Raw genomic sequence first — 23,983 nt, forward strand, 5'->3', positions numbered from 1 at the left:
CCGCATTACTGAGAGCGATCATGTCCACCACACTGTTTAAAGATTTCACCTTCGAAGCCGCCCACCACCTTCCGCATGTCCCTGAAGGGCATAAATGTGGCCGTCTGCACGGGCATTCGTTCATGGTGCGTCTTGAGATCACCGGTGAAGTTGATCCGCATACCGGTTGGATCATGGATTTTGCCGAGCTGAAGGCGGCGTTTAAGCCGACCTACGATCGTCTGGATCACTACTACCTGAATGAGATCCCGGGCCTTGAAAACCCGACCAGCGAAGTGCTGGCAAAATGGATTTGGGATCAGATGAAACCGCAGGTACCGCTGCTGAGCGCGGTGATGATCAAAGAGACCTGTACGGCAGGCTGCGTGTATCGCGGCGAGTGATGCTTGCCGGGTGGCGGCTTCGCCTTACCCGGCCTACAAAAGCCTCGAAACCCAGGCCCGGTAAGCGCTCGCGCCACCGGGCTTTTTTTCAGGCAATATTCAGATACTTGTGCGTCTGCATCGACAGGCGCCAGTTGCGCGCAATACAGGTTTCAATGCACAGGCGCGTTGCATCGTCTTTCTGGCTAATAGGCTGCAGGGCAATGACCCGCTGCTTTTCGTCCGTCAGCGTGGCCAGCAGTTCATCCAGCGCTTCGATATCACGCACGCGTCCTACCGGGTGCTTAATCTCATCCGCGCGCTCCAGCGCCTGAGACAGCACGTCATACCCACCGCGCATATTCACTTTTGGCGATACCGTCACCCAGGTGGTGTGCGAGCAGCGCACTTCATGGGTGCCGCTGGTTTCGATCTGGCAGCTGTAGCCGTTCTTTTCGAGCAGCTCGGTCAGCGGCGTCAGATCGTGGATGCAGGGTTCACCGCCGGTGATCACCACGTGACGCGCCGTCCAGCCCTGACGACCAATGATGGCGAGCAGATCTTCGGCACTGCCCGCGCCCCACTTATCGCTCTCTTTGGTTTTCGCCAGAATGCTAAACAGCGACACTTCCCGATCTGCGAGCTTATCCCACGTATGTTTGGTATCACACCAGGCACAGCCAACCGGGCATCCCTGTAAACGAATGAAAATAGCGGGAACGCCGGTAAAGTAACCCTCGCCTTGCAGGGTCTGGAACATCTCGTTAATCGGGTACTGCATAGTCATCTCAGTAAAGGGGATAAACGATAAGTATCGCAGATCCCCGCCGGATGGTCATGCTCCATCGGTGCTTTACGCGCCAATCGCCGCCATAAACCGTTCCGTGATTTGCTGCGGACGGGTGATCGCGCCGCCGACCACCACCGTATGCGCGCCCAGCGCCAGACACCTGGCCGCACGCTCGGGGGTATCCACGTTGCCTTCGGCAACCACGGGCACCGTCACGGCGGCCAGCACCGCCTTCAGGAACGCGCTGTCGTTTTCCGGAAGTGAATGGCCCGCCGTTTCCGCCGTGTAGCCGTAAAGCGTGGTGCCGACGCAGTCAAAGCCCAGCGCCTGCGCCGTCACGGCTTCGTCCACGGAGGAGATATCCGCCATCAGCAGCACCGCGGGATAACGTGCGCGGATGCGTGAGACCAGCGTTTCCAGAGATTCTCCGCCGGGACGTGGCCGCGCCGTCGCATCAAGCGCAATGATGTCCGGCGAGACGCTCATGAGCTCATCCACTTCTTTCATTGTCGCGGTGATAAACACCTCGCTTTCGGGATAATCCCGTTTGATGATGCCGATGACCGGCAAAGACACCTGCTGCCTGATGGCCTCGATATCCACCACGCTGTTCGCGCGAATGGCGGCAGCCCCGCCCTGTGCCGCAGCCAGCGCCATGCGCGACATAATAAACGGGCTGTGCAGCGGTTCATTTTCCAGCGCCTGACAGGAGACGACTAGTTTTCCCTTCAGGTTATCCAGTACAGTTTTCATTACGATAAGATCTCTTCCACTTCGTTTTTGATAATCGTGACGTGCGGGCCATAAATGACCTGAACGCCGTTGCCGCGCACGATAACGCCGCGCGCCCCGGTGGCTTTCAGTGCCGACTCATTCAATTTGCTGCCGTCTTTAACCGTGACGCGAAGACGCGTGGCGCAGCAGTCCACCTCGTCCAGATTCTCTTTTCCGCCTAATCCGGCGATCACCGCGGCTGCGCGTTCGTTTTGCGGCAGACTGACCTCATCAGCCATTGCCTCCTTTTCCCGACCTGGCGTCGCGAAATCAAAGCGGTTAATCAGATAGCGGAAGGTAAAGTAGTAAAGGAAGAACCACGGTACGCCGACCAGCGGAACGAACATCCAGTTGGTTTTGGCTTCTCCCTGCAAAATGCCGAACAGCACGAAGTCGATGAAACCGCCGGAGAAGGTTTGCCCGATGGTGATATGCAGCATGTGCGCGAGCATGAATGCCAGCCCGTCAAACAGCGCATGGATGACGTAGAGCACCGGCGCAATAAACAGGAACGAGAATTCGATAGGCTCGGTAATCCCGGTCAGGAACGAGGTTAACGCCGCAGAAAGCAGCAGCCCGGCAACGCGTTTTTTGTTCTCGGGTTTTGCCGTGTGGTACATCGCCAGGCACGCCCCGAGCAGGCCAAACATCATCGTAATAAAGCGCCCGGACATGAAGCGTGACGTGCCCTCATAGAAATGTTGCGTGTTCGGGTCAGCCAGCTGAGCGAAGAAGATCCGCTGCGTGCCTTCCACGAGGTGTCCGTTGACGATTTCACTCCCGCCAAGCGCGGTGGTCCAGAAAGGCAGATAGAAGATGTGGTGCAGACCGAACGGACCCAGCATGCGTAAAATGAAGCCGTACAGCAAAGTGCCCAGATAGCCGGTCGCATCCACCAGCCCGCCGAGACCAAAAATCAGTTTCTGGAAATGCGGCCAGACCACGGTCATGAGCGCACCGACGAGTATCGCCGCCAGCGAGCTGATGATAGGAACAAAGCGCGAGCCGCCAAAAAAGCCCAGGAACTGCGGAAGTGCAATCTTGTTAAACCGATGATGGAGCGCGCAGGTTACCAGCCCAATCACCACGCCGCCAAAGACGCCGGTTTCCAGCGTCTGAATACCCAGCGTCATGCCCTGCCCCACCGCACCCGGGTTCTCATGCGCCAGTTTGTCGGTGAGGATCAGCAGCGCGTTGATGGTGGCATTCATCACCAGAAACGCGAGAAGCGCCGCCAGCCCCGCCGTGCCCTTATCGCTTTTTGCCAGCCCGACGGCGACCCCAACCGCAAACAGCACCGAGAGGTTCGCAAACACGATGGATCCTGCGCTGCTCATGATGGTGAAAATGGCCTGCAGCCAGCTCACGTCTAAAAACGGATAGGCCGCCAGCGTGTTGGGATTGGATAGCGCGCCGCCTATCCCCAGCAGCAGACCCGCCGCAGGCAGCACGGCAATCGGCAACATAAAGGATTTGCCAAAGCGCTGCGCTTTTTCAAACCATCCCCCTGAAGAAGCCCCACTGAATATTTGCATCATTTTTTCATCCCCCCATTAACAGATGAAAATTTTTACCATATTAATTTTAAATAGTGAAAATTATCATCAAAAACCAGGACAACGATCATACTTTTTCGAAATGACTGGCATCCTGCCCCCGCTTTCCGCCACACTAGTCGCAGAGAAACGCATTAAGGATCGAGCATGTCAGACCATGAAAACCTGCTGCTGAAGCTACGCCAGGAGGCTTCCGGGTACAGCCCAACACAACAAAAACTCGGTGAGTTTGTTCTCAGCGATCCTGCCCGGGTGCTCTACCTGACGATCACCGAACTGGCGCGCGAGAGCCACACCAGCGAGGCCAGCGTGACGCGTCTTTGCCGCACGCTGGGCTGCAAGGGCTATAACGAATTTAAAATGGCGCTTGCGCTGGATATTCAGCAGGGCCAGCCCGCGCGTCAGGCGGGGGATGAGATTGATAACGTCGTGGATGAGTCGGTGCAGGCTTTGCAGGACACCGCCCGGCTCCTTGACCGCACGCTGCTTGAAAAGGCCGCGCTGGCGCTGCATCAGGCGCAGTCGGTGCAGATTTATGGCGTTGCGGCCAGCGCGATCCTCGGGGAGTATCTGCACTACAAGCTGTTGCGTCTGGGCAAACCCGCACAGCTGTTTAGCGATATGCACCGCGCGGCCATGAATGCGACAACGCTTTCGTCAGAAACCCTGGTGGTGGCAATCTCCAGTTCCGGCTCAACGCGGGATCTACTCCACGTGGTGAAGCTTGCCCGCAAGCGCGGCGCTAAGGTTCTGGCACTCAGCAATACGCCCCGCAGCCCGCTGGCGTCCCTGAGCGACATGCAGCTGGTGGCCGCCAAGCCAGAGGGGCCGCTTAGCGCGGGCGCGCTCAATGCCAAAGTTGGGGTCATGCTGCTGGTCGAACTGCTGACCACGTCCATGATTGCGCTGGATGGCCGTTACGGCGACGTTAGCCAGCAAACGGCCAGCGCCACGCTTCCTCTGTTACTCTAAAAACCCTTCGCAGGCTAAATAAAATAGCCTGCGCTTAATGTCGCCTGTTTTAAGTTAAGTGGTGTTTAAATCATTTATCCGGTAAATGTTTGGTGTAACAAAGTATTATATTTATTACATTTCGAATTAAGTTCACCATCCGATGAGCGCCACAAAAAGGACTTTAAAATCATCACGTTGAAATATTCATTTTAATAAATTGAATTTTCACCCTGCCTGTAATGTCCAATATCTCCACCCGAATTCCTTTCCTTAAAATAAGCTTAAGATGCTGTCTATTTCGGCGTTTTATTATTTAAATGCCGTTTACTTTTGCACGCCTACAATCCGCCTCATCAATCATAATGAGACGGTATTAATGAAGATGTTAATGATTACAGGCGTGACGGGGTTTCTGGGCGGTGCAGTACTGGAAAAAATTCTGACCAGCGATCAATCCGTAAAACTGCTTTTGCTCGCGCGTGCCAGCGATCCGCAGAGCGGGCTGGAGCGCGTGCTGGAGAACATGCGCAAGTTCAACGTTCCTGAGAACAAACTGGCCACTCTGAGCGTGGACAATATTCTCATTGGCGATCTCAGCCAGCCTGAAGCCTTCCTGAACGATCCGCGTCTGGACCAGGTCACGCATGTCGTCAACTGTGCAGCTGTTGCCTCATTTGGTAACAACCCGCTCATCTGGAAGGTCAACGTGGAAGGAACGCTGGCACTGGCGCGCCGCATGGAGCAGGTTTCAACGCTACAACGCTTCCTCCACGTGGGCACGGCAATGTCATGTACGCCGGAGCAGGATTCCCTGGTCGCCGAAAGCGCCGAATTCAGAGAGAATGCTGAACACCTGGTGGAATACACGTTTTCGAAGTCAACCATCGAACAGCTGATGCGCCAGGAATGTCCGAACCTGCCGTTGCTCATCGCGCGTCCGTCCATCGTTGTCGGCCATACCCGCCACGGCTGCACGCCCTCGAGCAGTATTTTCTGGGTCTTCAGCATGGGCCTGATGCTGCAGAAGTTTATGTGCTCGATGGAGGACCGGATCGACGTTGTCCCGGTGGATTATTGCGCCGACGCGCTGTTAATGCTGCTCAACAGCAACGCGCGTCCGGGGGAAGTGGTACACATTTCGGCCGGAGAAGAGAACAGCGTTCGCTTTGCGGATATTGATAATGCGATGGCGCAGGCGCTGGAGAAAGCCCCCGTCGGAGATAAATATGCCCAGGTCAGCTACGAAACGCTGGTCAGAATGCGCCGTGAACTGAAAACGATTTTTGGCCCGTGCAACGAACGTCTGATGCTGAGAGCCATGCGGTTATACGGCGCGTTTGCCACGCTTAACGTGCGCTTCAGCAATGATAAGCTGCTGAGCATGGGGATGCCGAAGCCACCCCGGTTTACGGATTATATTGCCCGCTGCGTGCAAACCACCCGGGGGCTGACCATTCCGGAGCAAATGGCGGTCGATTTTAAATAGCCAAAAAAAATGCCAGTCATTCGACTGGCATTTTCATGTTAAGGCTTAGGCGATTACGCCTGGCCTTTGATCTCTTTACGACCGTTGTATGGTGCTTTTTCGCCCAGCGCTTCTTCGATACGAATCAGCTGGTTGTATTTAGCAACACGGTCAGAACGGCTCATAGAACCCGTTTTGATCTGGCCAGCAGCGGTACCCACAGCCAGGTCAGCAATGGTCGCGTCTTCAGTTTCGCCAGAACGGTGAGAGATAACCGCGGTGTAGCCAGCGTCTTTCGCCATTTTGATCGCAGCCAGCGTTTCGGTCAGGGAACCGATCTGGTTGAATTTGATCAGGATGGAGTTAACGATGCCTTTCTCGATACCTTCTTTCAGGATCTTGGTGTTGGTTACGAACAGGTCGTCACCCACCAGCTGGATTTTGTCGCCCAGTACTTTAGTCTGGTATGCGAAGCCAGCCCAGTCAGACTCATCCAGACCGTCTTCGATAGACACGATTGGGTACTGTTTGGTCAGGTCTTCCAGGAAGTGAGTGAACTCTTCGGAGGTGAACGCTTTGTTGCCTTCGCCAGCCAGAACGTATTTACCGTCTTTGTAGAATTCAGATGCTGCACAGTCCATCGCCAGGGTGATGTCTTTGCCCAGCTCGTAGCCCGCTGCTTTTACCGCTTCTGCGATAACAGCCAGTGCTTCTGCGTTAGAACCCAGGTTTGGCGCATAGCCACCTTCGTCACCCACAGCCGTGTTCATACCTTTAGCTTTCAGAACTTTAGCCAGGTTGTGGAACACTTCAGAACCCATACGTACTGCTTCTTTCAGGGATTTCGCGCCAACTGGCTGAATCATGAATTCCTGAATATCAACGTTGTTGTCTGCGTGCTCACCACCGTTGATGATGTTCATCATTGGTACAGGCATGGAGTATTTGCCTGGGGTGCCGTTCAGTTCAGCGATGTGCTCGAACAGTGGCATACCTTTAGCCGCCGCAGCCGCTTTGGCGTTCGCCAGGGAAACGGCCAGGATTGCGTTCGCACCGAAGTTAGATTTGTTTTCAGTACCGTCCAGATCGATCATGATCTTGTCGATGCCAGCCTGATCTTTGGCATCTTTGCCAACGATAGCCTGAGCAATAGGACCGTTAACAGCGCCAACCGCTTTCAGTACGCCTTTGCCCATGAAACGGGATTTGTCGCCATCACGCAGTTCCAGCGCTTCGCGGGAACCGGTAGAAGCACCTGATGGAGCAGCTGCCATACCGACGAAACCACCTTCCAGATGAACTTCGGCTTCAACGGTCGGGTTACCACGGGAGTCGATGATTTCACGACCGATGACTTTAACGATTTTGGACATTAGATTTTCCTCAGTACAAGTTAAACTAAAACTCCAGACAAACAACGCGTACCAAAGGTACGCGTTGCCGTTCTAACTTTTTTTACTTCGCCTGACGCTTCTGGTAGTCGCTGGCGGCTTTCACGAAGCCTGCAAACAGCGGATGCCCGTCACGTGGCGTTGAAGTAAATTCCGGGTGGAACTGGCAGGCGACAAACCACGGATGGTTTGGCACTTCGATGATCTCGACTAACTGATCATCCCCGGAGCGGCCCGCAACACGCAGACCCGCAGCTTCAATTTGTTTCAACAGCATGTTGTTGACTTCATAGCGGTGACGATGGCGCTCGGTGATGACCGGCTCGCCGTACAGCTTGCGAACCACGCTATCGTCAGTCAGCTGGCAGGCCTGTGCGCCGAGACGCATAGTGCCACCCAGATCGCTCTTCTCGGTACGGACTTCGACGTTACCGTCTTCATCACGCCATTCAGTGATAAGCGCCACAACAGGGTACTTACAGTCTGGCACAAATTCCGTAGAGTTCGCGTTTTCCATTCCCGCTACGTTGCGCGCAAATTCGATCAGCGCAACCTGCATACCCAGACAGATGCCGAGGTATGGAATATTGTTTTCACGCGCATAACGCGCGGTGGCGATCTTGCCTTCTACACCACGGTAGCCAAAGCCGCCAGGGATAAGGATAGCATCCAGATCTTTCAGGATTTCAACGCCACGCGTTTCAACATCCTGCGAATCAATCAGCTTGATGTTCACGGAGACACGGTTCTTCAGACCACCGTGTTTCAGCGCTTCGATCACGGACTTATAGGCATCCGGCAGCTCAATGTACTTGCCGACCATACCGATAGTCACTTCGCCTGCCGGGTTGGCTTCTTCGTAAATAACCTGTTCCCATTCAGACAGGTTAGCTTCCGGACAGTTCAAGCTGAATCGTTTACAAATATAATCGTCCAGACCCTGTGATTTCAACAGGCCCGGGATTTTATAAATGGAATCGACATCTTTCATTGAAATAACGGCTTTTTCAGGCACGTTACAGAACAATGCAATTTTCGCACGTTCGTTCGCCGGAATGGCGCGATCGGAACGGCAAACCAGGATGTCAGGCTGAATACCGATAGAGAGCAGCTCTTTAACAGAGTGCTGGGTCGGTTTCGTTTTCACTTCACCTGCCGCCGCCATGTAAGGCACCAGCGTCAGGTGCATGAACAGCGCGTGTTCACGACCAATGTCTACCGCCAGCTGACGAATCGCTTCGAGGAACGGCAGGGATTCGATATCACCCACGGTACCGCCGATTTCAACCAGCACCACGTCGTGCCCTTCGCCACCGGCAAGGACACGCTCTTTGATGGCGTTAGTGATGTGTGGGATAACCTGCACGGTCGCGCCCAGATAGTCACCACGGCGCTCTTTACGCAGAACGTCAGAGTAGATGCGGCCAGTCGTGAAGTTATTACGACGGGTCATTTTGGTACGAATGAAACGCTCGTAGTGGCCAAGATCCAGATCGGTTTCAGCGCCGTCTTCAGTAACGAACACTTCCCCGTGTTGGGTTGGGCTCATGGTGCCAGGATCGACGTTGATGTACGGATCCAGTTTCATCATGGTCACATTGAGGCCACGGGCTTCAAGAATGGCTGCGAGGGAGGCTGCGGCAATGCCTTTACCCAGAGAGGATACGACCCCGCCGGTCACAAAAATATAGTTCGTTGTCATGCTGAACCTGAGAAGTTAGGGTGAAACGATGGAATAACCAGGACGGGAAAGTAGTATACCCGAACACGGCGAGCGCCACAAACTTTCATTCTCCGTCTCCATTCCAGGCCATGACAAACATAAGGAGTGAGAAAATAGCCCCTTTTGGGTAAATGTTTTTGACGCAAATCAAGCGCTTGTCATTTAAAAAATCACACAAATTGCGCTTGATCGCAAAATTTCGTTAGAGATCAGATTCCTGGCGCTTTACTTCCTGCCAGACTTCTTCCATCGCGTCGAGGTCAATACCGCTCATTTCCAGGCCTCGCGAGGCGACAATCCGCTCCACTTCGCGAAAGCGGCGTTCGAACTTAAGGTTGGCTTTTTGCAGCGCCGTTTCCGCTTTTACACCCAGGTGGCGAGAAAGGTTGACGGTCGCAAACAGCAGATCGCCCATCTCTTCCTCAAGCTTTGCTTCATCCACCACCGCCTGCTGCGCTTCGTGCATCACCTCGTCAATCTCTTCGTGCACTTTATCCAGCACCGGGCCGAGTGAGGTCCAGTCAAACCCCACGGCGGAGCAGCGTTTCTGGATTTTGTGCGCGCGCATCAGCGCGGGCAGGCTCAGCGGAATGTCGTCCAGCGCGGAGTGCTGGGATTTTTCTGCCCGCTCGGCGCTCTTGATCTGCTCCCAGCGGGCCAGGACTTCGGTGCTGGTTCCTGCGGTAGCGTCACCGAAAATATGGGGATGGCGGCGCTCAAGCTTGTCGCTGATGGCAGCGCAGATATCGTCAAAGTTAAAGCGCCCCTCTTCCTGCGCCATCTGCGCGTAGAACACAACCTGGAAAAGCAGATCGCCCAGCTCGCCGCGCAGGTCGTCAAAATCTTCACGGGAAATCGCGTCCAGCACCTCGTAGGTCTCTTCAAGGGTGTACGGGGCGATGGTGGCGAAAGTCTGCTCTTTGTTCCACGGGCAGCCGTTTTCCGGGTCGCGCAGGCGTTTCATGATGCCGAGCAGGCGGTCGATTTGAGTCATAATACTGTCCTGATGAAAAAATGCCGGGTGGCGGCGTTGCCTTACCCGGCCTACGGAAGAGGATGTTTAGCCGCCGTGCAGACGACGCGCGTCAATCACATCCGGCACCTGGTTCAGCTTGCCAAGCACGCGGCCCAGCACCTGCAGGTTATAGATTTCGATGGTCATATCGATGGTGGCAAGCTGCTCGCGGGTATCGCTGCGGCTGGCGACGCCCAGCACGTTGACCTTCTCGTTGGCGAGAATGGTCGTGATATCGCGCAGCAGGCCGCTGCGGTCGTTGGCGGTGACACGCACCACCAGCGAGTAGCCAGCGGAATAGCTTTCCCCCCAGACCGCTTCCACGATGCGCTCCGGCGCATGGGACTGCAGCTCGGCAAGCTGGTCGCAGTCGGAACGATGAATCGAAATTCCGCGCCCCTGAGTGATAAAGCCGACGATATCGTCGCCTGGAATTGGCTGACAGCAGCGGGCAATGTGGTGCATCAGGTTACCGACACCTTCGACCACCACGCGGCCGTTGTCTTTGCTGCGCTGCTGCGGCGCGTAGGTTTTCTGCTGCAGCTGCTTCAGCGCCGCCGCGTCCTGCTCTTCCGCGCTTGGCTTATTGAACTGCGCCTGCAGGAAGTTCACCATCTGGTTCAGACGAATATCACCGCCGCCAATCGCCGCTAACAGCTCATCAAGCTCGTTGAAGTTGTAGCGCGGCAGCAGGAATTTCTCCGCCTCTTTCAGGCTGATCCCGATATGCTCCAGCTCGTCGTCAAGGATCTGGCGACCGGCAAGGATATTCTTGTCTCGATCCTGTTTACGGAACCAGGCGTGAATCTTCGAGCGCCCGCGGCTGGTGGTGACATACCCCAGGTTCGGGTTAAGCCAGTCCCGGCTCGGGTTCGGCTGCTTCTGGGTAATGATTTCAATCTGGTCGCCCATCTGCAGCTGATAGGTGAACGGTACGATACGCCCGCCAATTTTCGCCCCGATGCAGCGGTGCCCCACATCGCTATGGATGTGGTAGGCAAAATCGAGCGGCGTAGAGCCGGCCGGCAGGTCGACAACGTCCCCTTTCGGGGTAAAGACGTAGACGCGATCGTCAAAGACCTGGCTGCGCACTTCGTCGAGCATCTCGCCGGAATCGGCCATCTCTTCCTGCCACGCAATCAGCTTACGCAGCCAGGCAATGCGGTCTTCGTGGCCTGAACGCGCCCCGCCGGACGTGCCTTCTTTGTATTTCCAGTGCGCGGCAACGCCCAGCTCGGCGTCCTCGTGCATCTGTTTGGTGCGGATCTGAATCTCGACCGTTTTACCGCCAGGGCCAAGCACCACGGTATGGATTGACTGATAGCCGTTCGGTTTGGGATTGGCGACATAGTCGTCAAACTCATCGGGCAGATGGCGGAAGTGCGTGTGCACTATCCCCAGCGCGGCGTAGCAGTCCTGCAGACGCTCCGCCACGATACGCACGGCGCGCACGTCAAACAGCTCGTCGAAGGCGAGGTGTTTCTTCTGCATTTTGCGCCAGATGCTGTAGATGTGCTTTGGTCGACCGTAGACTTCGGCGCGCACGTTCTCTTCTTTCATCGCCTGGCGCAGGCCGCCGACAAACTCCTCAATATAGTGCTCGCGGTCGATGCGGCGCTCGTGCAGGAGTTTGGCAATCCGTTTGTATTCCGCCGGGTGCAGATAGCGGAAGCAGTAATCTTCCAGCTCCCACTTCAGCTGACCAATCCCCAGCCGGTTCGCCAGCGGCGCATAGATGTTTGTACACTCTTTGGCAGCCAGCACGCGCTCGTCTTCCGGCGCATCCTTCACCTCTCGCAGATGGGCAATACGCTCGGCCAGCTTGATGACCACGCAGCGGAAATCATCCACCATGGCCAGCAGCATCCGGCGAACGTTATCGACCTGCTCTGAGGAGACGGAATCCGTATGCGCGGCTTTGAGCTGACGAATGGCTGCCATATCGCGCACGCCGTGGATCAGCGCAACGACGGATTTTCCGACGCTGTCGCGCAGCACGTCTTCGCTGACCACGTCCGCATCCGCGAGGGGGAAGAGCAGCGCGGCCTGCAGCGTTTCGATGTCCATGTTCAGCATGGACAGGATTTCAACCATCTCCACGCCGCGCCACAGGAGAAGATCGGCGTCGGGATGCCCCTGCGTGGTGCGCAGACAATAGGCCCAGGTTTCGGTTAAGCGTTCACACGACTGCTGGCTGGAAATTCCCAGACTTGCGATCCATTTTTGTGGGTCAAACTCCCCAGCTTTATTGAGATGTGCACTTCTTACCGCAACCATTGTCCTCTCCTTTAGGGACCAGGGCCTGTCGAAGTCGACAAGCCAAACAAATTAGATGTGCTCGAACAACACCATCGATTCCAGATGCCCAGTGTGCGGGAACATGTCCAGCATTGCCAGACGCTGAATCTGGTAACCCGCGCTGAGCAGTGCCTCGCTGTCCCGGGCAAGCGTTGCCGGGTTACAGGAAACATAGACCACACGCTTTGGCGCGAGTTTAATAATATGTGCCATCACGCCCGGGGCACCGGCACGCGCCGGGTCGAGCAAAATTTTATCAAAGCCCTGCTTTGCCCACGGCTGTTGGGTGACATCGTCCTCAAGATTTTGATGAAAGAATGTCACATTTTGCAAGCCGTTCTGCCGCGCGTTCTCCTGCCCTTTCGCCACCAGCGCCTCAACGCCTTCCACACCGACGACGCTGGCCGCTTCTCGCGCCAGCGGCAGCGTGAAGTTGCCCATTCCGCAGAACAGATCGAGCACCCGGTCGCTTTTCTGAACGTCCAGCCACGCCAGCGCTTTCGCCACCATCTGCTGGTTAACGCCATCATTCACCTGAATGAAATCCCGCGGGCTGAACGTTAAGCGTAGCCCGTTTGACGCATACCAGGGCGCCTCACCGGTAACCTGTTCAAGTATCTCGCTTTGTGGTGCAAGGAAAAGCGCCAGGTCGTGGGAATGCGAAAAGCGTTCCAGTTTTTCGCGATCTTTCTTCGACAACGGCGCGGTATGGCGCAGCACCATCAGCGGGCCATTGTTTGCCATGACCAGTTCGACGTGCCCAAGATGGCGTACGCCGTCCAGCCCGGAGAGGCAGATGCGCACTTCCGGAAGCAATACCTCAAGATGGGGCACCAAAATGGGGCACTGCTTCACGTCAACGATGTCGCTGGAGCCGGCCTTGCGAAACCCCATCTCCAGCCGCTCCGTTTTTGGCTGATAGCTGAGGCTCAGACGCGCGCGACGACGATAGCCCCAGGGCTCATCGGCAACAATTTCGTTAACGTCATGTTTAAGCAGACGCGCCAGCGCGTTGCTTTTGCTTTTTTGCTGTAATTCTGTGCTCGCATGCTGTTGCTGGCAGCCGCCGCACACGCCAAAATGGGGACATCGGGGTGCCACACGCTCCGGGCTATCGTTGAGGCGACGCTTAACCTGCCCGCGTGCGAACTGGCGTTTATCTTCCGTCAGCGTAATTTCTGCTCGTTCTGCTGGCAGTAAACCTTTTATAAACAGAGCCTTACCATTGTGACGTGCCACTCCCTGGCCAAACGGATCGAGGTCCGTGGCCTCAACAGTGATGATTTGACGCGTCGTCACGCGTCGCTTTGCAGAGTAGAATTGCGCCATCGCCGAGATTTTTCTCACATAACCATAATTATCTTAATTGTCCCATAACGGAACGCCATGACCAACTACAGCCTGCGCGCGCGCATGATGATTTTGATCCTCGCCCCCACCGTTCTCATCGGTTTGCTGCTGAGTATCTTCTTTGTGGTGCACCGCTATAACGATTTGCAGCGACAGCTGGAAGATGCAGGCGCCAGCATTATCGAACCGCTTGCCGTCTCCAGCGAGTACGGCATGAACCTGCAAAACCGCGAATCCATTGGGCAGTTAATCAGCGTACTCCACCGCCGCCACTCGGACATCGTACGCGCCATTTCCGTTTACGACGAACATAACCGCCTGTTTGTGACCTCAAACTTTCATCTCGATCCGGCAGCACTGAAGATCCCTGACGGTACGCCGTTCCCGCGCCACCTCACCGTATTGCGGCGCGGCGATATCATGATCCTGCGCACGCCGATCGTGTCGGAAAGCTATTCCCCCGATGAGTCTGCGCAGTCCGATGCCAAATCCAGCAATAATATGCTGGGATATGTGGCGCTGGAGCTGGATCTCAAGTCGGTCCGGCTACAGCAGTACAAAGAGATCTTCATTTCCGGCGTGATGATGCTGTTCTGCATCGGCATTGCGCTGATCTTCGGCTGGCGCCTGATGCGCGACGTGACGGGTCCCATCCGCAACATGGTTAACACGGTTGACCGCATCCGCCGGGGACAGCTCGACAGCCGTGTGGAAGGGTTTATGCTGGGTGAGCTGGATATGCTGAAAAACGGCATCAACTCGATGGCGATGTCGCTGGCGGCCTATCACGAAGAGATGCAGCACAACGTTGACCAGGCGACGTCCGACCTGCGCGAAACGCTGGAGCAGATGGAGATCCAGAACGTTGAGCTGGATCTGGCGAAAAAGCGCGCTCAGGAAGCGGCGCGTATCAAATCGGAATTCCTTGCCAATATGTCGCACGAGCTGCGCACGCCGCTCAATGGCGTGATCGGCTTTACCCGTCTGACCCTGAAAAGCGAGCTGAATCCTACTCAGCGCGATCACCTGCACACCATTGAACGCTCGGCCAACAACCTGCTGGCGATCATCAACGACGTGCTGGACTTCTCCAAGCTGGAAGCGGGCAAGCTGATCCTCGAGAGTATTCCCTTCCCGCTGCGCAGCACGCTCGATGAAGTGGTGACGCTGCTCGCGCACTCGTCGCACGACAAAGGCCTTGAGCTGACGCTTAATATTAAAAACGATGTGCCGGATAACGTCATTGGCGATCCGCTGCGCCTGCAGCAGGTCATTACTAACCTTGTCGGGAACGCCATTAAATTCACCGAAAGCGGTAATATCGACGTCCTGGTAGAGAAACGCTCGATCAGCAGCAATAAGGTCCAGATTGAAGTCCAGATCCGCGATACCGGCATCGGCATTCCGGAGCGCGACCAGTCGCGTCTGTTCCAGGCATTCCGTCAGGCGGATGCCAGTATCTCCCGCCGTCATGGCGGCACCGGTCTGGGGCTGGTGATCACCCAGCGTCTGGTTAACGAGATGGGCGGCGATATCTCTTTCCACAGCCAGCCAAATCGCGGTTCAACTTTCTGGTTCCACATTAATCTGGACCTCAATCCGAACGTGCTGACCGATGGCCCGGTGACGGACTGCCTGAAAGGCAAGCGTCTGGCCTACGTTGAACCTAACGCTGCGGCGGCGCAGTGTGCGCTCGACATCTTAAGCACCACGCCGCTGGAGGTGGTCTACAGCCCAACCTTCTCCGCTCTGGCCGTTGAGCATTATGACATCCTGCTGATGGGGATCCCGGTCACCTTCACCGGCGAGCTGACCATGCAGCAGGAGCGGCTGGCGAAAGCCGCGTCGATGACCGACTACCTGCTGCTGGCGCTGCCTTGCCACGCGCAGTTGAATGCAGAAGAGTTGAAAAATGACGGGGCCGCCGCCTGCTTGCTTAAACCGCTCACCGCGACCCGCCTGCTGCCCGCGCTCACGGAATATTGCCGTCTTAGCCAGCATGCCCTTCCGCTGATTAACGATGAGCAAAAATTGCCGATGAGCGTGATGGCGGTGGATGATAATCCGGCCAACCTGAAGCTCATTGGCGCATTGCTTGAGGACCAGGTTCAGCATGTGGAGCTGTGCACCAGCGGCGCGCAGGCGGTTGAACAGGCTAAGCAGATGCAGTTCGATTTAATCCTGATGGATATTCAGATGCCGGGCATGGACGGCATCCGAGCCTGCGAGCTGATCCACCAGTTGCCGCATCAGCAGCAAACGCCGGTTATTGCTGTCACCGCGCACGCGATGGCGGGCCAGAAGGAGAAGCTGCTGAGCGCCGGGATGAATGACTATCTGGCAAAGCCCATCGATGAAGAGAAACTTCATAGCCTGCTGTTGCGCTACAAGCCGGGTCATATTGGCGGAACGTACACGGTTTCCAGCGAACCGGTTGAAATCAGCATCAATCAAAACGCGACCTTTGACTGGCAGCTCGCGCTGCGCCAGGCGGCAGGTAAACCCGATTTGGCCCGCGACATGCTGCAAATGCTGGTCGCGTTTCTGCCAGAAATTCGCAACAAGGTGGAAGAGCAGCTGGTGGGTGAAAACCCGGAAGATCTGCTGGACGCAATCCACAAGCTGCACGGCAGCTGCGGGTACAGCGGCGTACCGCGACTGAAAAACCTCTGTCAGCTTCTGGAGCAGCAGCTGCGTGCGGGCACGCCGGAATCGGAGCTTGAACCGGAGTTCCTGGAGCTGCTGGATGAAATGGATAACGTGACGCGGGAAGCGATGAAGGTGTTGGGGAGCTGAGGTAAAAGCCCGGTAGCGCTACGCTTGCCGGGCCTACAGGTGCACTAACGTAGGCAGGGTAAGGCGAAGCCGCCACCCGGCAATCACAGTTAAAATGCCTGCCCCACTTTCAGCACCGCCGCGATATTCCTTGCGGCCATCCTGACGTTCTCGCTGGCATTTTCCAGCGCGTCTTCCAGCGTGCAGATGGTGTAGATCACGCTAAACACGGCATCAATGCCGTGATCGTGTACCACGCCAACGTCCGCCGTCAGGCTGCCTGCAATGCCAATAACGGGTTTGTTAAAGCGTTTTGCCACCTTCGCCACCCCCACCGGGACTTTGCCGTGGATCGTCTGGCTGTCAATGCGGCCTTCCCCCGTGATCACCAGATCCGCATCGGCCACCTGGTCGGCCAGGTGTAGCGCATCGGTCACGATCTCAATGCCCTGGCGCAGCTGCGCGCCGCAAAAGGCGTAGAGCGCCGCGCCCATGCCCCCTGCCGCGCCGCCGCCAGCAAGGTTCAGTACGTCGATATCCAGATCCCGGGCAATGACGCTCGCATAGTGCGCAAGCGCATTGTCCAGGGTGACGATCATCTCGGGAGTGGCCCCCTTCTGCGGGCCGAATACCGCTGACGCGCCATCGTTCCCGGTAAGCGGATTGGTTACATCGCAGGCCACCTCAATCCGGCATTCCGCCAGACGCTTGTCCAGCCCACTCAGGTCGATACGCGCGAGTTTTCCCAGCTCGCCCCCGCCCTGCCCAAGAGGCTGTTCATTGTCGTCCAGCAGCTTCGCCCCCAGCGCCTGCACCATCCCTGCGCCGCCGTCGTTGGTAGCGCTGCCGCCAATGCCAATAATAATATGCTTAACGCCCGCATCCAGCGCGTGACGAATCAGTTCGCCCGTGCCCCAGGAGGTGGTTTTCAGCGGATTACGCTGCGAAGGCGCAACCCGCTCCAGGCCGCTTGCCGCCGCCATTTCAATAAAGGCGCTCTGCTTATCTCCGGACAAGCCATAGAATCCCTCCACGCGCTCGCCCAGCGGGCCGGTCACCGGAACATGTACAATGCTTCCCTGCGTTGCCGCGATCATCGCCTCAACCGTCCCTTCGCCACCGTCCGCGACCGGCAGCTTCACGTAAACCGCCTCGGGAAAGATCTCGCGAAAACCACGTTCTATCGCTGTCGCAACCTCAAGCGCACTCAAACTTTCCTTATACGAGTCCGGTGCGATAACAATTTTCATAAGCCATCCTTACGCATAGTCGTTACGTTAAGCATACACCACGTAAAAGACCGCTCATGGGAGCGGTCCCAATGCGTTTATCGTACCATGCACGGGCGTTTATTGTCGAATGTCCAGTCAGGGATGAGATACTGCATCGCCATCGCATCGTCGCGCGCGCCCAGACCGTGTTTCTGATACAGCTCATGGGCCTTCATGACCTGATCCATATCCAGCTCAACCCCCAGCCCCGGCGTGGAAGGCACCTGCACCATGCCACCTTTGATCTCAAACGGCTGCTTAGTGAGATGCTGATTACCTTCCTGCCAGATCCAGTGGGTGTCGATAGCAGTGATCGTGCCCGGCGCAGCGGCGGCGACGTGCGTGAACATCGCCAGCGAGATATCGAAGTGGTTGTTGGAGTGCGAACCCCAGGTCAGGCCAAACTCATGGCACATCTGCGCCACGCGAACCGACCCCTGCATCGTCCAGAAGTGCGGGTCAGCCAGCGGAATATCGACTGACTGGAGGGATAAGGTGTGTCCCAACTGACGCCAGTCGGTCGCAATCATATTGGTCGCGGTCGGCAGCCCCGTAGCGCGACGGAATTCCGCCATCACTTCACGGCCAGAGAAGCCTTGCTCAGCCCCGCACGGGTCCTCCGCGTAGGCCAGCACGCCTTTCAGCTGCTTGCCGATCGCAATCGCTTCATCAAGGGACCAGGCCCCGTTCGGATCGAGCGTCACGCGCGCCTGCGGGAAACGTTTTGCCAGCGCGGTGACGGCTTCCGCCTCTTCTTCCCCGGCCAGCACGCCGCCCTTCAGTTTGAAATCGTTGAAGCCATATTTTTCGTATGCCGCTTCCGCCAGGCGCACCACCGCATCCGGGGTCATTGCCTCGTCGTGGCGAAGCCGGTACCAGTCGCATTGTTCATCCGGCTGGCTCTGATACGGCAGTGGCGTCAGCTTGCGGTCGCCGACAAAGAACAGATAGCCCAGCATTTCCACTTCGCTACGCTGCTGCCCCTCGCCCAGCAGCGACGCAACGTTAACGCCCAGATGCTGGCCCAGCAGATCCAGCATCGCGGCTTCAATGCCTGTCACCACGTGGATAGTGGTGCGCAGATCGAAGGTCTGCAGACCCCGGCCCCCGGCATCGCGATCGGCAAAGGTGTTACGCACGGTGTTAAGGACATTTTTGTACTCACCCAGCGTTTTGCCCACCACCAGCGGAATGGCGTCCTCCAGCGTTTTGCGGATCTTCTCCCCGCCCGGAATTTCACCCACGCCGGTATGGCCGGCATTGTCTTTGATAATGACAATATTGCGCGTGAAGAACGGCGCGTGCGCGCCGCTCAGATTCATCAGCATGCTGTCATGGCCCGCAACCGGAATGATTTGCATGGAAGTGACGACAGGGGTCGTAAAAGTACTCATCGTGTAATCCTTTTATCAGTGACGTCCGAAAACAGGGCGCTTACGGTCAAATGTCCAGCCGGGAATAAGGTACTGCATCGGGCCCGCATCGTTACGCGCGCCGCCCGGCAATTTTTTATACGCCTCATGGGCTTTATGGATCCGATCCCAGTCCAGCTCCACGCCCAGGCCCGGCGCATCCGGTACGGCAATCTTGCCATTGATGATTTCCAGCGGATTTTTCGTCAGGCGGGCTTCGCCTTCCTGCCAAATCCAGTGCGTGTCGATGGCGGTCGGGTTACCCGGCGCAGCGGCGCCAACGTGGGTAAACATCGCCAGCGAAATATCAAAGTGATTGTTCGAATGACAGCCCCAGGTGAGTCCCCAGTCATCGCACAGCTGCGCCACGCGGACCGCGCCTGAGAGCGTCCAGAAGTGCGGGTCCGCCAGCGGTATGTCCACGGCGTTGAGCATCACCGCATGACCCATTTCGCGCCAGTTGGTGGCGATCATATTGGTCGCCACCGGCAGCCCGGTGGCGCGACGGAACTCGGCCATGACTTCGCGGCCCGAGAAGCCCTGTTCCGCGCCGCAGGGATCTTCCGCATAGGTCAGGACATCCCCCAGCCCTTTGCACAGGCTAATCGCTTCATCCAGCAGCCATGCACCGTTGGGATCGACGGTGATCCGCGCATCCGGGAAGCGCTTTTTCAGCGCCCGGGCCGTTTCAATCTCCTGCTCGCCGGACAGCACGCCGCCCTTCAGCTTGAAATCCTTAAAGCCGTAGCGATCCTGCGCCGCCTCGGCCAGCCGCACCACCGCGTCGCTGGAGAGCGCTTCCTGGTGGCGCAACTGATACCAGTCGTGTTCGCCCCTGGCGCGAGCCAGATAGGGGAGATCGGTTTTATTGCGATCGCCAATGTAGAACAGATAGCCCAGCACGGTGACCGCATCGCGCTGTTTGCCGGGCCCCAGCAGTTCGCAGACCGGGACATTGAGCGCCTTACCCAGTAAATCAAGCAGAGCCGCTTCCAGGGCGGCGACCGCATTGACGCGCAGTTCAAACGTCCAGGCACCGTTACCGAACGTCTCAAAGTCTGCCGACTGGTTGCCTTTATGCACCCGCTGAACCACCTTGTTCAGACGGGCAATCTCCTGCCCCACCACCAGCGGAATGGCATCGACCAGCGTCTGGTAAATCACCTCTCCGCCAGGGGCCTCGCCCACGCCGGTATTCCCTGCGCTGTCTTTTAGCACGACGATATTACGGGTAAACCAGGCGTTATGCGCGCCGCCAATATTGAGCAGCATGCTGTCCTGCCCGGCCACCGGGATGACCTTCATCTCAGTGACGATAGGGCTCGATTGCGTTGTCATCAGCCACGCTCCGCAACAGGTTTAAGTTCGACGCGTTTGATATCCCCCACCAGCACCAGGTAACTCAGGACCGCCACCAGCGCATGCACACCCACGTAGATTAGCGCACCGTTGAACGAGCCGGTGGTACCGACGATGTAGCCGATAGCGATGGGCGTCACAATCCCGGAGATGTTGCCGAACATGTTGAACAGACCGCCGCTCAGGCCGCTGATCTCTTTCGGGGCCGTATCCGCCATCACCGCCCAGCCCAGCGCGCCAATGCCTTTGCCGAAGAAGGCCATCGCCATAAAGCCGATAATCATCCACTCGGCATTGACGTAGTTACAGAACACCATGGTCATGGAGAGCAGCATGCCGAGCACGATGGGCGTTTTACGCGCGATGTTCAGTGAACCCGTGCGGCGCATCAGCCAGTCGGAAATCACCCCGCCGAGCACGCCACCGACGAAGCCACAGATGGCCGGGACCGAGGCAACAAACCCCGCTTTCAGAATCGACATGCCGCGTGCCTGCACCAGGTACACCGGGAACCAGGTGATGAAAAAGTAGGTCAAGGCGTTGATACAGTACTGGCCCAGATAGATCCCGATCATCATGCGCGAGCCGACAAGCTGCCTGATCTGCGCCCATTTCTGGCTGAACGGCACTTTCGCCGTCGAGGATTTCTGATCCATGTTGATCAGCGCGCCGCCTTCAGCGATGTACTCCAGCTCTTTTTTGTTTACGCCAGGGTGCAGGTTGGGTTCGTGGATCACTTTCAGCCAGATAAAGCTGATGACGATCCCGAGTCCGCCCATAAAGAAGAACACGTGCGACCAGCCCACCTCATGGGTTAGCCAGCCCATAATGGGCGCAAAGATCACCGTCGCGAAGTACTGTGCGGAGTTGAAAATCGCCACCGCCGTTCCCCTCTCCTGCGCCGGGAACCAGGCCGCCACAATGCGGCTGTTGCCCGGGAAGGAAGGCGCTTCCGCTAAGCCCACCAGGAAGCGCAGCGTGAAGAGCGCGACGATAATGCCGAAGCCGCTGAAGATATCGACGAAGCCCTGCAGCAGGGTAAAGGCAGACCAGATGAAGATGGACCAGAAGTAGACCCGTTTCGAGCCAAAGCGGTCGAGCAGCCAGCCGCCAGGAATTTGCCCGATGACGTAGGCCCACGAGAAGGCGGAGAAAACGTAACCCATGCCCACGGGATCAAGGCCGATATCTTTTGCCATTTCCGAGCCGGCAATCGACAGCGTGGCGCGGTCACCATAGTTAAAGGACGTGACGATAAACAGCATCACCACTATCCAGTAGCGTGCATTGGTGCGCTTTTCAGCGCTGCTCGCTGCGTGGCTTAATGAACTCATTGTTGCACTCCTGAAACATAGCTTTCGCCTGGTTCATTCTGTACAGCACCGGTAGGGTAAGCAGAATGAGATTGGTTTTTGTCGTTTTGGTACGGCCTGAAGCCGTTTTATCGTGACCGGGAAAGTATATGAAGGAGTGCCTCTTCACCTCACCGTGCAAAAACACAGTATTAAAGGGCGTGAGGGAGGTTGTTTAGGGCATAAGCCCAGAGGAGTGGAAGGTGGTTCACGGAAATGGCGTTTGGTGCGAAGTGTAATGCCGGGTGGCGGCTACGCCTGACCCGGCCTGGAAAACCCGTAGGCCCGCGCAAGCGAAGCGCCGCCGGGCAGAGTGTTATTTGAGAAGTGAGGCCCAGTTCTCCACCCACGGGTTTGATTCGCTTTCTGGCTCCGGGTGCTCACCCGCATCAATCAGCAGCATCTCGCCGACGCGCTGGGCGCTCTGCTCCTGCAACAGCGCATCGAACTGCTTGCCGCCGCCGCAGAAGTTGGCGTAAGCGCTGTCGCCGAGGGCGATGATGCCGTAGCGAACGTCTGGCTGATAGCCAAGCTGGTCTTTAATGCCCTGGAACAGCGGCACGATGCTGTCCGGCAGATCGCCCTGCCCGGTGGTGGAGGTCACCACCAGAATGTATTTATCTTTATACTTTTCCCAGTCCGCCAGCTCCGGATCTTCATAGACCGTGGCTTTATGACCCTGGCTTGCCAGAATCGCCTCCGCCTCTTCCGCGACCAGCAGCGAGTTGCCGTACATTGTACCGACAAAAATGCCTACTTCAGCCATGCTATTTTCCCATAGTGAATACGCTTACTCTTCATCCTGAACGTTGCCCGATACAAACTCAACCCTTTCATTTTCGGGGAGTTGTCCCAGCCAGCCAAACTGTGACAGCGCCTGCATCCAGACGTCGTCCAGCCCCGCGCGGATAGTCAGCGGCTCGCCGGTAAACGGGTGCGTCAGGCTGAGCTCGCTTGCGTGTAACATCAGACGATGGCAGCCAAAGTGTTCGGCCGCGCTGCGGTTCTGGCGCAAATCACCGTGTTTGCTGTCGCCAATAATCGGGTGGCGCAGATGCGCAAGATGGCGTCGCAGCTGGTGCTTACGCCCGGTTTTGGGCAGAAGCTCGACCAGGCTGTAGCGTGTGGTCGGAAATTTGCTGGTGGCCACCGGCATTTCCGTCGTCGCCATGCCGCGATAATCCGTCACGGCGGGCTGCGGGCCTTTGTCATCCCGGGCAAATTTATCGGCGATTTTGTCCAGTTCCTCCACCAGCGGGTAGTCCAGGGTGGCAGACTCGGTCAGCCAGCCACGCACGACCGCGTGGTAGCGCTTCTGGATCTGGTGCTGTTCGAACTGCTGCGCCAGCAGACGGCCAGCTTCGCTGGAAAGCCCCATCAGCAGCACGCCGGAGGTCGGCCTGTCGAGGCGATGGGCGGTAAACACATGCTGACCAATCTGGTCGCGCACGGTCTGCATCACCACCACTTTCTCGTCACGATCCAGCCAGCTGCGGTGCACCAGCCAGCCTGACGGTTTATTCACCGCCACCAGCCACTCGTCCTGATAGAGGATCTCAAGCGTCATGCATCTTCACCGGCAAACAGGGCATCCAGCTTTTCCAGTTCGACCAGCATGACGTCGCGCGCAGGGTGCGTCGCTTCGAGCGCCATTTCATAATAGGGAGAGACAGCAAACGCCTGCGGTAAGGGATGCCCCCCCTCAAGCAGAGCGTGCATACGCGGAATTAACACCCACTGCAGCCACTCGAAAGGGGCCAGCGTATCCAGGCAAAAGGGCTGGGTGCTGGCGAACGCTTCTGGCTGCGGCGCGGTCTCCTGCCACAGCTGATGTTGGCGCAAAAGGGCTTCGATGGCGTGCAACTGAGCACGAACGCTATCGTGTTGCGTCATAGTAACCTCAACTGAAAATGTGAACGGCGCGCAGCATAGCATTGCGAAAGGCAGAAATAAAAAAAGGGAGCACTGTAAAAACAGTGCTCCCGGTTCGTTCCGCAGCATTCCAGCTACAATTCGTGCTCCCTGCTCATCCGTGACAACTTTTCCTGAAGCCCGAAGGCCTGGTCATCCGTCTACCTTTCGCATCCTGCACACATCTTCCTGACGTGTTTGTTTCATCCTGAAACGTCCTGGCCT

Annotated in this window: 19 protein-coding genes; 4 read left to right on the forward strand and 15 right to left on the reverse strand. The window is 57.0% G+C overall.

All coding sequences use genetic code 11. From position 1 onward, the window contains the following. Nucleotides 1-20 precede the first annotated feature (20 nt). Nucleotides 21-383 (forward strand): 6-carboxytetrahydropterin synthase QueD, encoded by a 363-nt coding sequence (gene queD, locus FHC52_RS00090; protein WP_023325982.1) that lies wholly within the window; start codon nt 21-23, stop codon nt 381-383. A gap of 88 nt (nt 384-471) precedes the next feature. On the opposite strand, the gene queE is transcribed toward queD, so the two are convergent. The 3 genes from queE to FHC52_RS00105 form a co-directional block, all read right to left on the reverse strand. Continuing rightward, a complete protein-coding gene (gene queE / locus FHC52_RS00095; RefSeq protein WP_021241905.1) occupies nt 472-1,143 on the reverse strand; it encodes a 7-carboxy-7-deazaguanine synthase QueE in 672 nt (223 codons plus the stop codon). A gap of 72 nt (nt 1,144-1,215) precedes the next feature. Further along, nucleotides 1,216-1,905, reverse strand: a complete 690-nt coding sequence (locus FHC52_RS00100) for an N-acetylmannosamine-6-phosphate 2-epimerase (protein WP_126288481.1) — start codon at nt 1,903-1,905, stop codon at nt 1,216-1,218. Next, complete coding sequence (locus FHC52_RS00105) at nt 1,905-3,464, reverse strand: PTS transporter subunit EIIC (RefSeq protein ID WP_126288480.1); 1,560 nt, start codon at nt 3,462-3,464, stop codon at nt 1,905-1,907. Before FHC52_RS00105 ends, FHC52_RS00100 begins: the two co-directional genes overlap by 1 nt. A 165-nt stretch (nt 3,465-3,629) precedes the next feature. On the opposite strand from FHC52_RS00105, the gene FHC52_RS00110 reads away from it, so the two are divergent. Further along, the gene (locus FHC52_RS00110) at nt 3,630-4,454 is read left to right on the forward strand and encodes a MurR/RpiR family transcriptional regulator (RefSeq protein WP_069598734.1); all 825 of its coding nucleotides are present in this window, start codon (nt 3,630-3,632) and stop codon (nt 4,452-4,454) included. A gap of 358 nt (nt 4,455-4,812) precedes the next feature. Continuing rightward, the gene (locus FHC52_RS00115) at nt 4,813-5,922 is read left to right on the forward strand and encodes an SDR family oxidoreductase (protein ID WP_032653198.1); all 1,110 of its coding nucleotides are present in this window, start codon (nt 4,813-4,815) and stop codon (nt 5,920-5,922) included. A gap of 53 nt (nt 5,923-5,975) precedes the next feature. On the opposite strand, the gene eno is transcribed toward FHC52_RS00115, so the two are convergent. The 5 genes from eno to rlmD all read right to left on the reverse strand — a co-directional run bounded on the left by eno (nt 5,976) and on the right by rlmD (nt 13,657). Continuing rightward, nucleotides 5,976-7,274 carry a phosphopyruvate hydratase gene (eno, locus tag FHC52_RS00120; protein ID WP_003862715.1) on the reverse strand — a complete coding sequence of 433 codons (1,299 nt, stop codon included), beginning with the start codon at nt 7,272-7,274 and terminating at the stop codon, nt 5,976-5,978. Between the two features lie 82 nt (nt 7,275-7,356). Continuing rightward, nucleotides 7,357-8,994, reverse strand: coding sequence for a glutamine hydrolyzing CTP synthase (gene pyrG, locus FHC52_RS00125; RefSeq protein WP_008499626.1), 1,638 nt, complete (start codon nt 8,992-8,994; stop codon nt 7,357-7,359). Nucleotides 8,995-9,217: 223 nt separating this feature from the next. Beyond that, complete coding sequence (gene mazG / locus FHC52_RS00130) at nt 9,218-10,009, reverse strand: nucleoside triphosphate pyrophosphohydrolase (RefSeq protein ID WP_220419843.1); 792 nt, start codon at nt 10,007-10,009, stop codon at nt 9,218-9,220. 66 nt (nt 10,010-10,075) lie between these two features. Next, complete coding sequence (gene relA, locus FHC52_RS00135; RefSeq protein WP_008499628.1) at nt 10,076-12,307, reverse strand: GTP diphosphokinase; 2,232 nt, start codon at nt 12,305-12,307, stop codon at nt 10,076-10,078. Nucleotides 12,308-12,358: 51 nt separating this feature from the next. Then, on the reverse strand, nt 12,359-13,657 hold the full coding sequence (rlmD, locus tag FHC52_RS00140; protein ID WP_126288478.1) for a 23S rRNA (uracil(1939)-C(5))-methyltransferase RlmD: 1,299 nt from the start codon (nt 13,655-13,657) through the stop codon (nt 12,359-12,361). Between the two features lie 57 nt (nt 13,658-13,714). Here rlmD and barA point away from each other — a divergent pair, with 57 nt between their 5' ends. After that, the gene (gene barA / locus FHC52_RS00145; RefSeq protein ID WP_220419844.1) at nt 13,715-16,474 is read left to right on the forward strand and encodes a two-component sensor histidine kinase BarA; all 2,760 of its coding nucleotides are present in this window, start codon (nt 13,715-13,717) and stop codon (nt 16,472-16,474) included. Nucleotides 16,475-16,563: 89 nt separating this feature from the next. Here the strand turns inward: barA and FHC52_RS00150 are convergent, their stop codons facing one another. The 7 genes from FHC52_RS00150 to FHC52_RS00180 form a co-directional block, all read right to left on the reverse strand. After that, nucleotides 16,564-17,703: a glycerate kinase gene (locus tag FHC52_RS00150; RefSeq protein WP_220419845.1), complete on the reverse strand. Its 1,140-nt coding sequence runs from the start codon at nt 17,701-17,703 to the stop codon at nt 16,564-16,566. A gap of 77 nt (nt 17,704-17,780) precedes the next feature. Next, complete coding sequence (gene gudD / locus FHC52_RS00155; protein ID WP_220419846.1) at nt 17,781-19,118, reverse strand: glucarate dehydratase; 1,338 nt, start codon at nt 19,116-19,118, stop codon at nt 17,781-17,783. 15 nt (nt 19,119-19,133) lie between these two features. Next, nucleotides 19,134-20,474 carry an enolase C-terminal domain-like protein gene (locus tag FHC52_RS00160; protein WP_126288472.1) on the reverse strand — a complete coding sequence of 447 codons (1,341 nt, stop codon included), beginning with the start codon at nt 20,472-20,474 and terminating at the stop codon, nt 19,134-19,136. Continuing rightward, complete coding sequence (gene gudP, locus FHC52_RS00165) at nt 20,474-21,829, reverse strand: galactarate/glucarate/glycerate transporter GudP (protein ID WP_008499635.1); 1,356 nt, start codon at nt 21,827-21,829, stop codon at nt 20,474-20,476. The genes FHC52_RS00160 and gudP overlap by 1 nt, the downstream gene beginning before the upstream one ends. Before the next feature lie 334 nt (nt 21,830-22,163). Further along, nucleotides 22,164-22,613: a flavodoxin gene (locus FHC52_RS00170; RefSeq protein WP_008499636.1), complete on the reverse strand. Its 450-nt coding sequence runs from the start codon at nt 22,611-22,613 to the stop codon at nt 22,164-22,166. A 24-nt stretch (nt 22,614-22,637) separates the two neighbouring features. Beyond that, nucleotides 22,638-23,414: a tRNA pseudouridine(65) synthase TruC gene (gene truC / locus FHC52_RS00175; protein WP_045908468.1), complete on the reverse strand. Its 777-nt coding sequence runs from the start codon at nt 23,412-23,414 to the stop codon at nt 22,638-22,640. After that, entirely contained in the window at nt 23,411-23,740 is a 330-nt protein-coding gene (locus FHC52_RS00180; RefSeq protein ID WP_023309024.1) for a YqcC family protein, read from the reverse strand. Before FHC52_RS00180 ends, truC begins: the two co-directional genes overlap by 4 nt. Nucleotides 23,741-23,983: the final 243 nt, after the last annotated feature.

The sequence above is a fragment of the Enterobacter sp. EC_64 genome, assembly GCF_019584165.1.
Lineage (GTDB): Bacteria > Pseudomonadota > Gammaproteobacteria > Enterobacterales > Enterobacteriaceae > Enterobacter > Enterobacter roggenkampii.

What these genes read in the sequence shown, in the direction of transcription:
- FHC52_RS00115 (WP_032653198.1), top strand. Translation starts at nt 4,813, where the DNA reads ATGAAGATGTTAATGATTACAGGCGTGACGGGGTTTCTGGGCGGTGCA.
- FHC52_RS00160 (WP_126288472.1), bottom strand. Translation starts at nt 20,474, where the DNA reads ATGACAACGCAATCGAGCCCTATCGTCACTGAGATGAAGGTCATCCCG.
- rlmD (WP_126288478.1), bottom strand. Translation starts at nt 13,657, where the DNA reads ATGGCGCAATTCTACTCTGCAAAGCGACGCGTGACGACGCGTCAAATC.
- FHC52_RS00110 (WP_069598734.1), top strand. Translation starts at nt 3,630, where the DNA reads ATGTCAGACCATGAAAACCTGCTGCTGAAGCTACGCCAGGAGGCTTCC.
- queD (WP_023325982.1), top strand. Translation starts at nt 21, where the DNA reads ATGTCCACCACACTGTTTAAAGATTTCACCTTCGAAGCCGCCCACCAC.
- FHC52_RS00170 (WP_008499636.1), bottom strand. Translation starts at nt 22,613, where the DNA reads ATGGCTGAAGTAGGCATTTTTGTCGGTACAATGTACGGCAACTCGCTG.
- FHC52_RS00150 (WP_220419845.1), bottom strand. Translation starts at nt 17,703, where the DNA reads ATGAAAATTGTTATCGCACCGGACTCGTATAAGGAAAGTTTGAGTGCG.
- queE (WP_021241905.1), bottom strand. Translation starts at nt 1,143, where the DNA reads ATGCAGTACCCGATTAACGAGATGTTCCAGACCCTGCAAGGCGAGGGT.
- FHC52_RS00100 (WP_126288481.1), bottom strand. Translation starts at nt 1,905, where the DNA reads ATGAAAACTGTACTGGATAACCTGAAGGGAAAACTAGTCGTCTCCTGT.
- truC (WP_045908468.1), bottom strand. Translation starts at nt 23,414, where the DNA reads ATGACGCTTGAGATCCTCTATCAGGACGAGTGGCTGGTGGCGGTGAAT.
- barA (WP_220419844.1), top strand. Translation starts at nt 13,715, where the DNA reads ATGACCAACTACAGCCTGCGCGCGCGCATGATGATTTTGATCCTCGCC.
- FHC52_RS00180 (WP_023309024.1), bottom strand. Translation starts at nt 23,740, where the DNA reads ATGACGCAACACGATAGCGTTCGTGCTCAGTTGCACGCCATCGAAGCC.
- relA (WP_008499628.1), bottom strand. Translation starts at nt 12,307, where the DNA reads ATGGTTGCGGTAAGAAGTGCACATCTCAATAAAGCTGGGGAGTTTGAC.
- gudP (WP_008499635.1), bottom strand. Translation starts at nt 21,829, where the DNA reads ATGAGTTCATTAAGCCACGCAGCGAGCAGCGCTGAAAAGCGCACCAAT.
- FHC52_RS00105 (WP_126288480.1), bottom strand. Translation starts at nt 3,464, where the DNA reads ATGATGCAAATATTCAGTGGGGCTTCTTCAGGGGGATGGTTTGAAAAA.
- pyrG (WP_008499626.1), bottom strand. Translation starts at nt 8,994, where the DNA reads ATGACAACGAACTATATTTTTGTGACCGGCGGGGTCGTATCCTCTCTG.
- mazG (WP_220419843.1), bottom strand. Translation starts at nt 10,009, where the DNA reads ATGACTCAAATCGACCGCCTGCTCGGCATCATGAAACGCCTGCGCGAC.
- eno (WP_003862715.1), bottom strand. Translation starts at nt 7,274, where the DNA reads ATGTCCAAAATCGTTAAAGTCATCGGTCGTGAAATCATCGACTCCCGT.
- gudD (WP_220419846.1), bottom strand. Translation starts at nt 19,118, where the DNA reads ATGAGTACTTTTACGACCCCTGTCGTCACTTCCATGCAAATCATTCCG.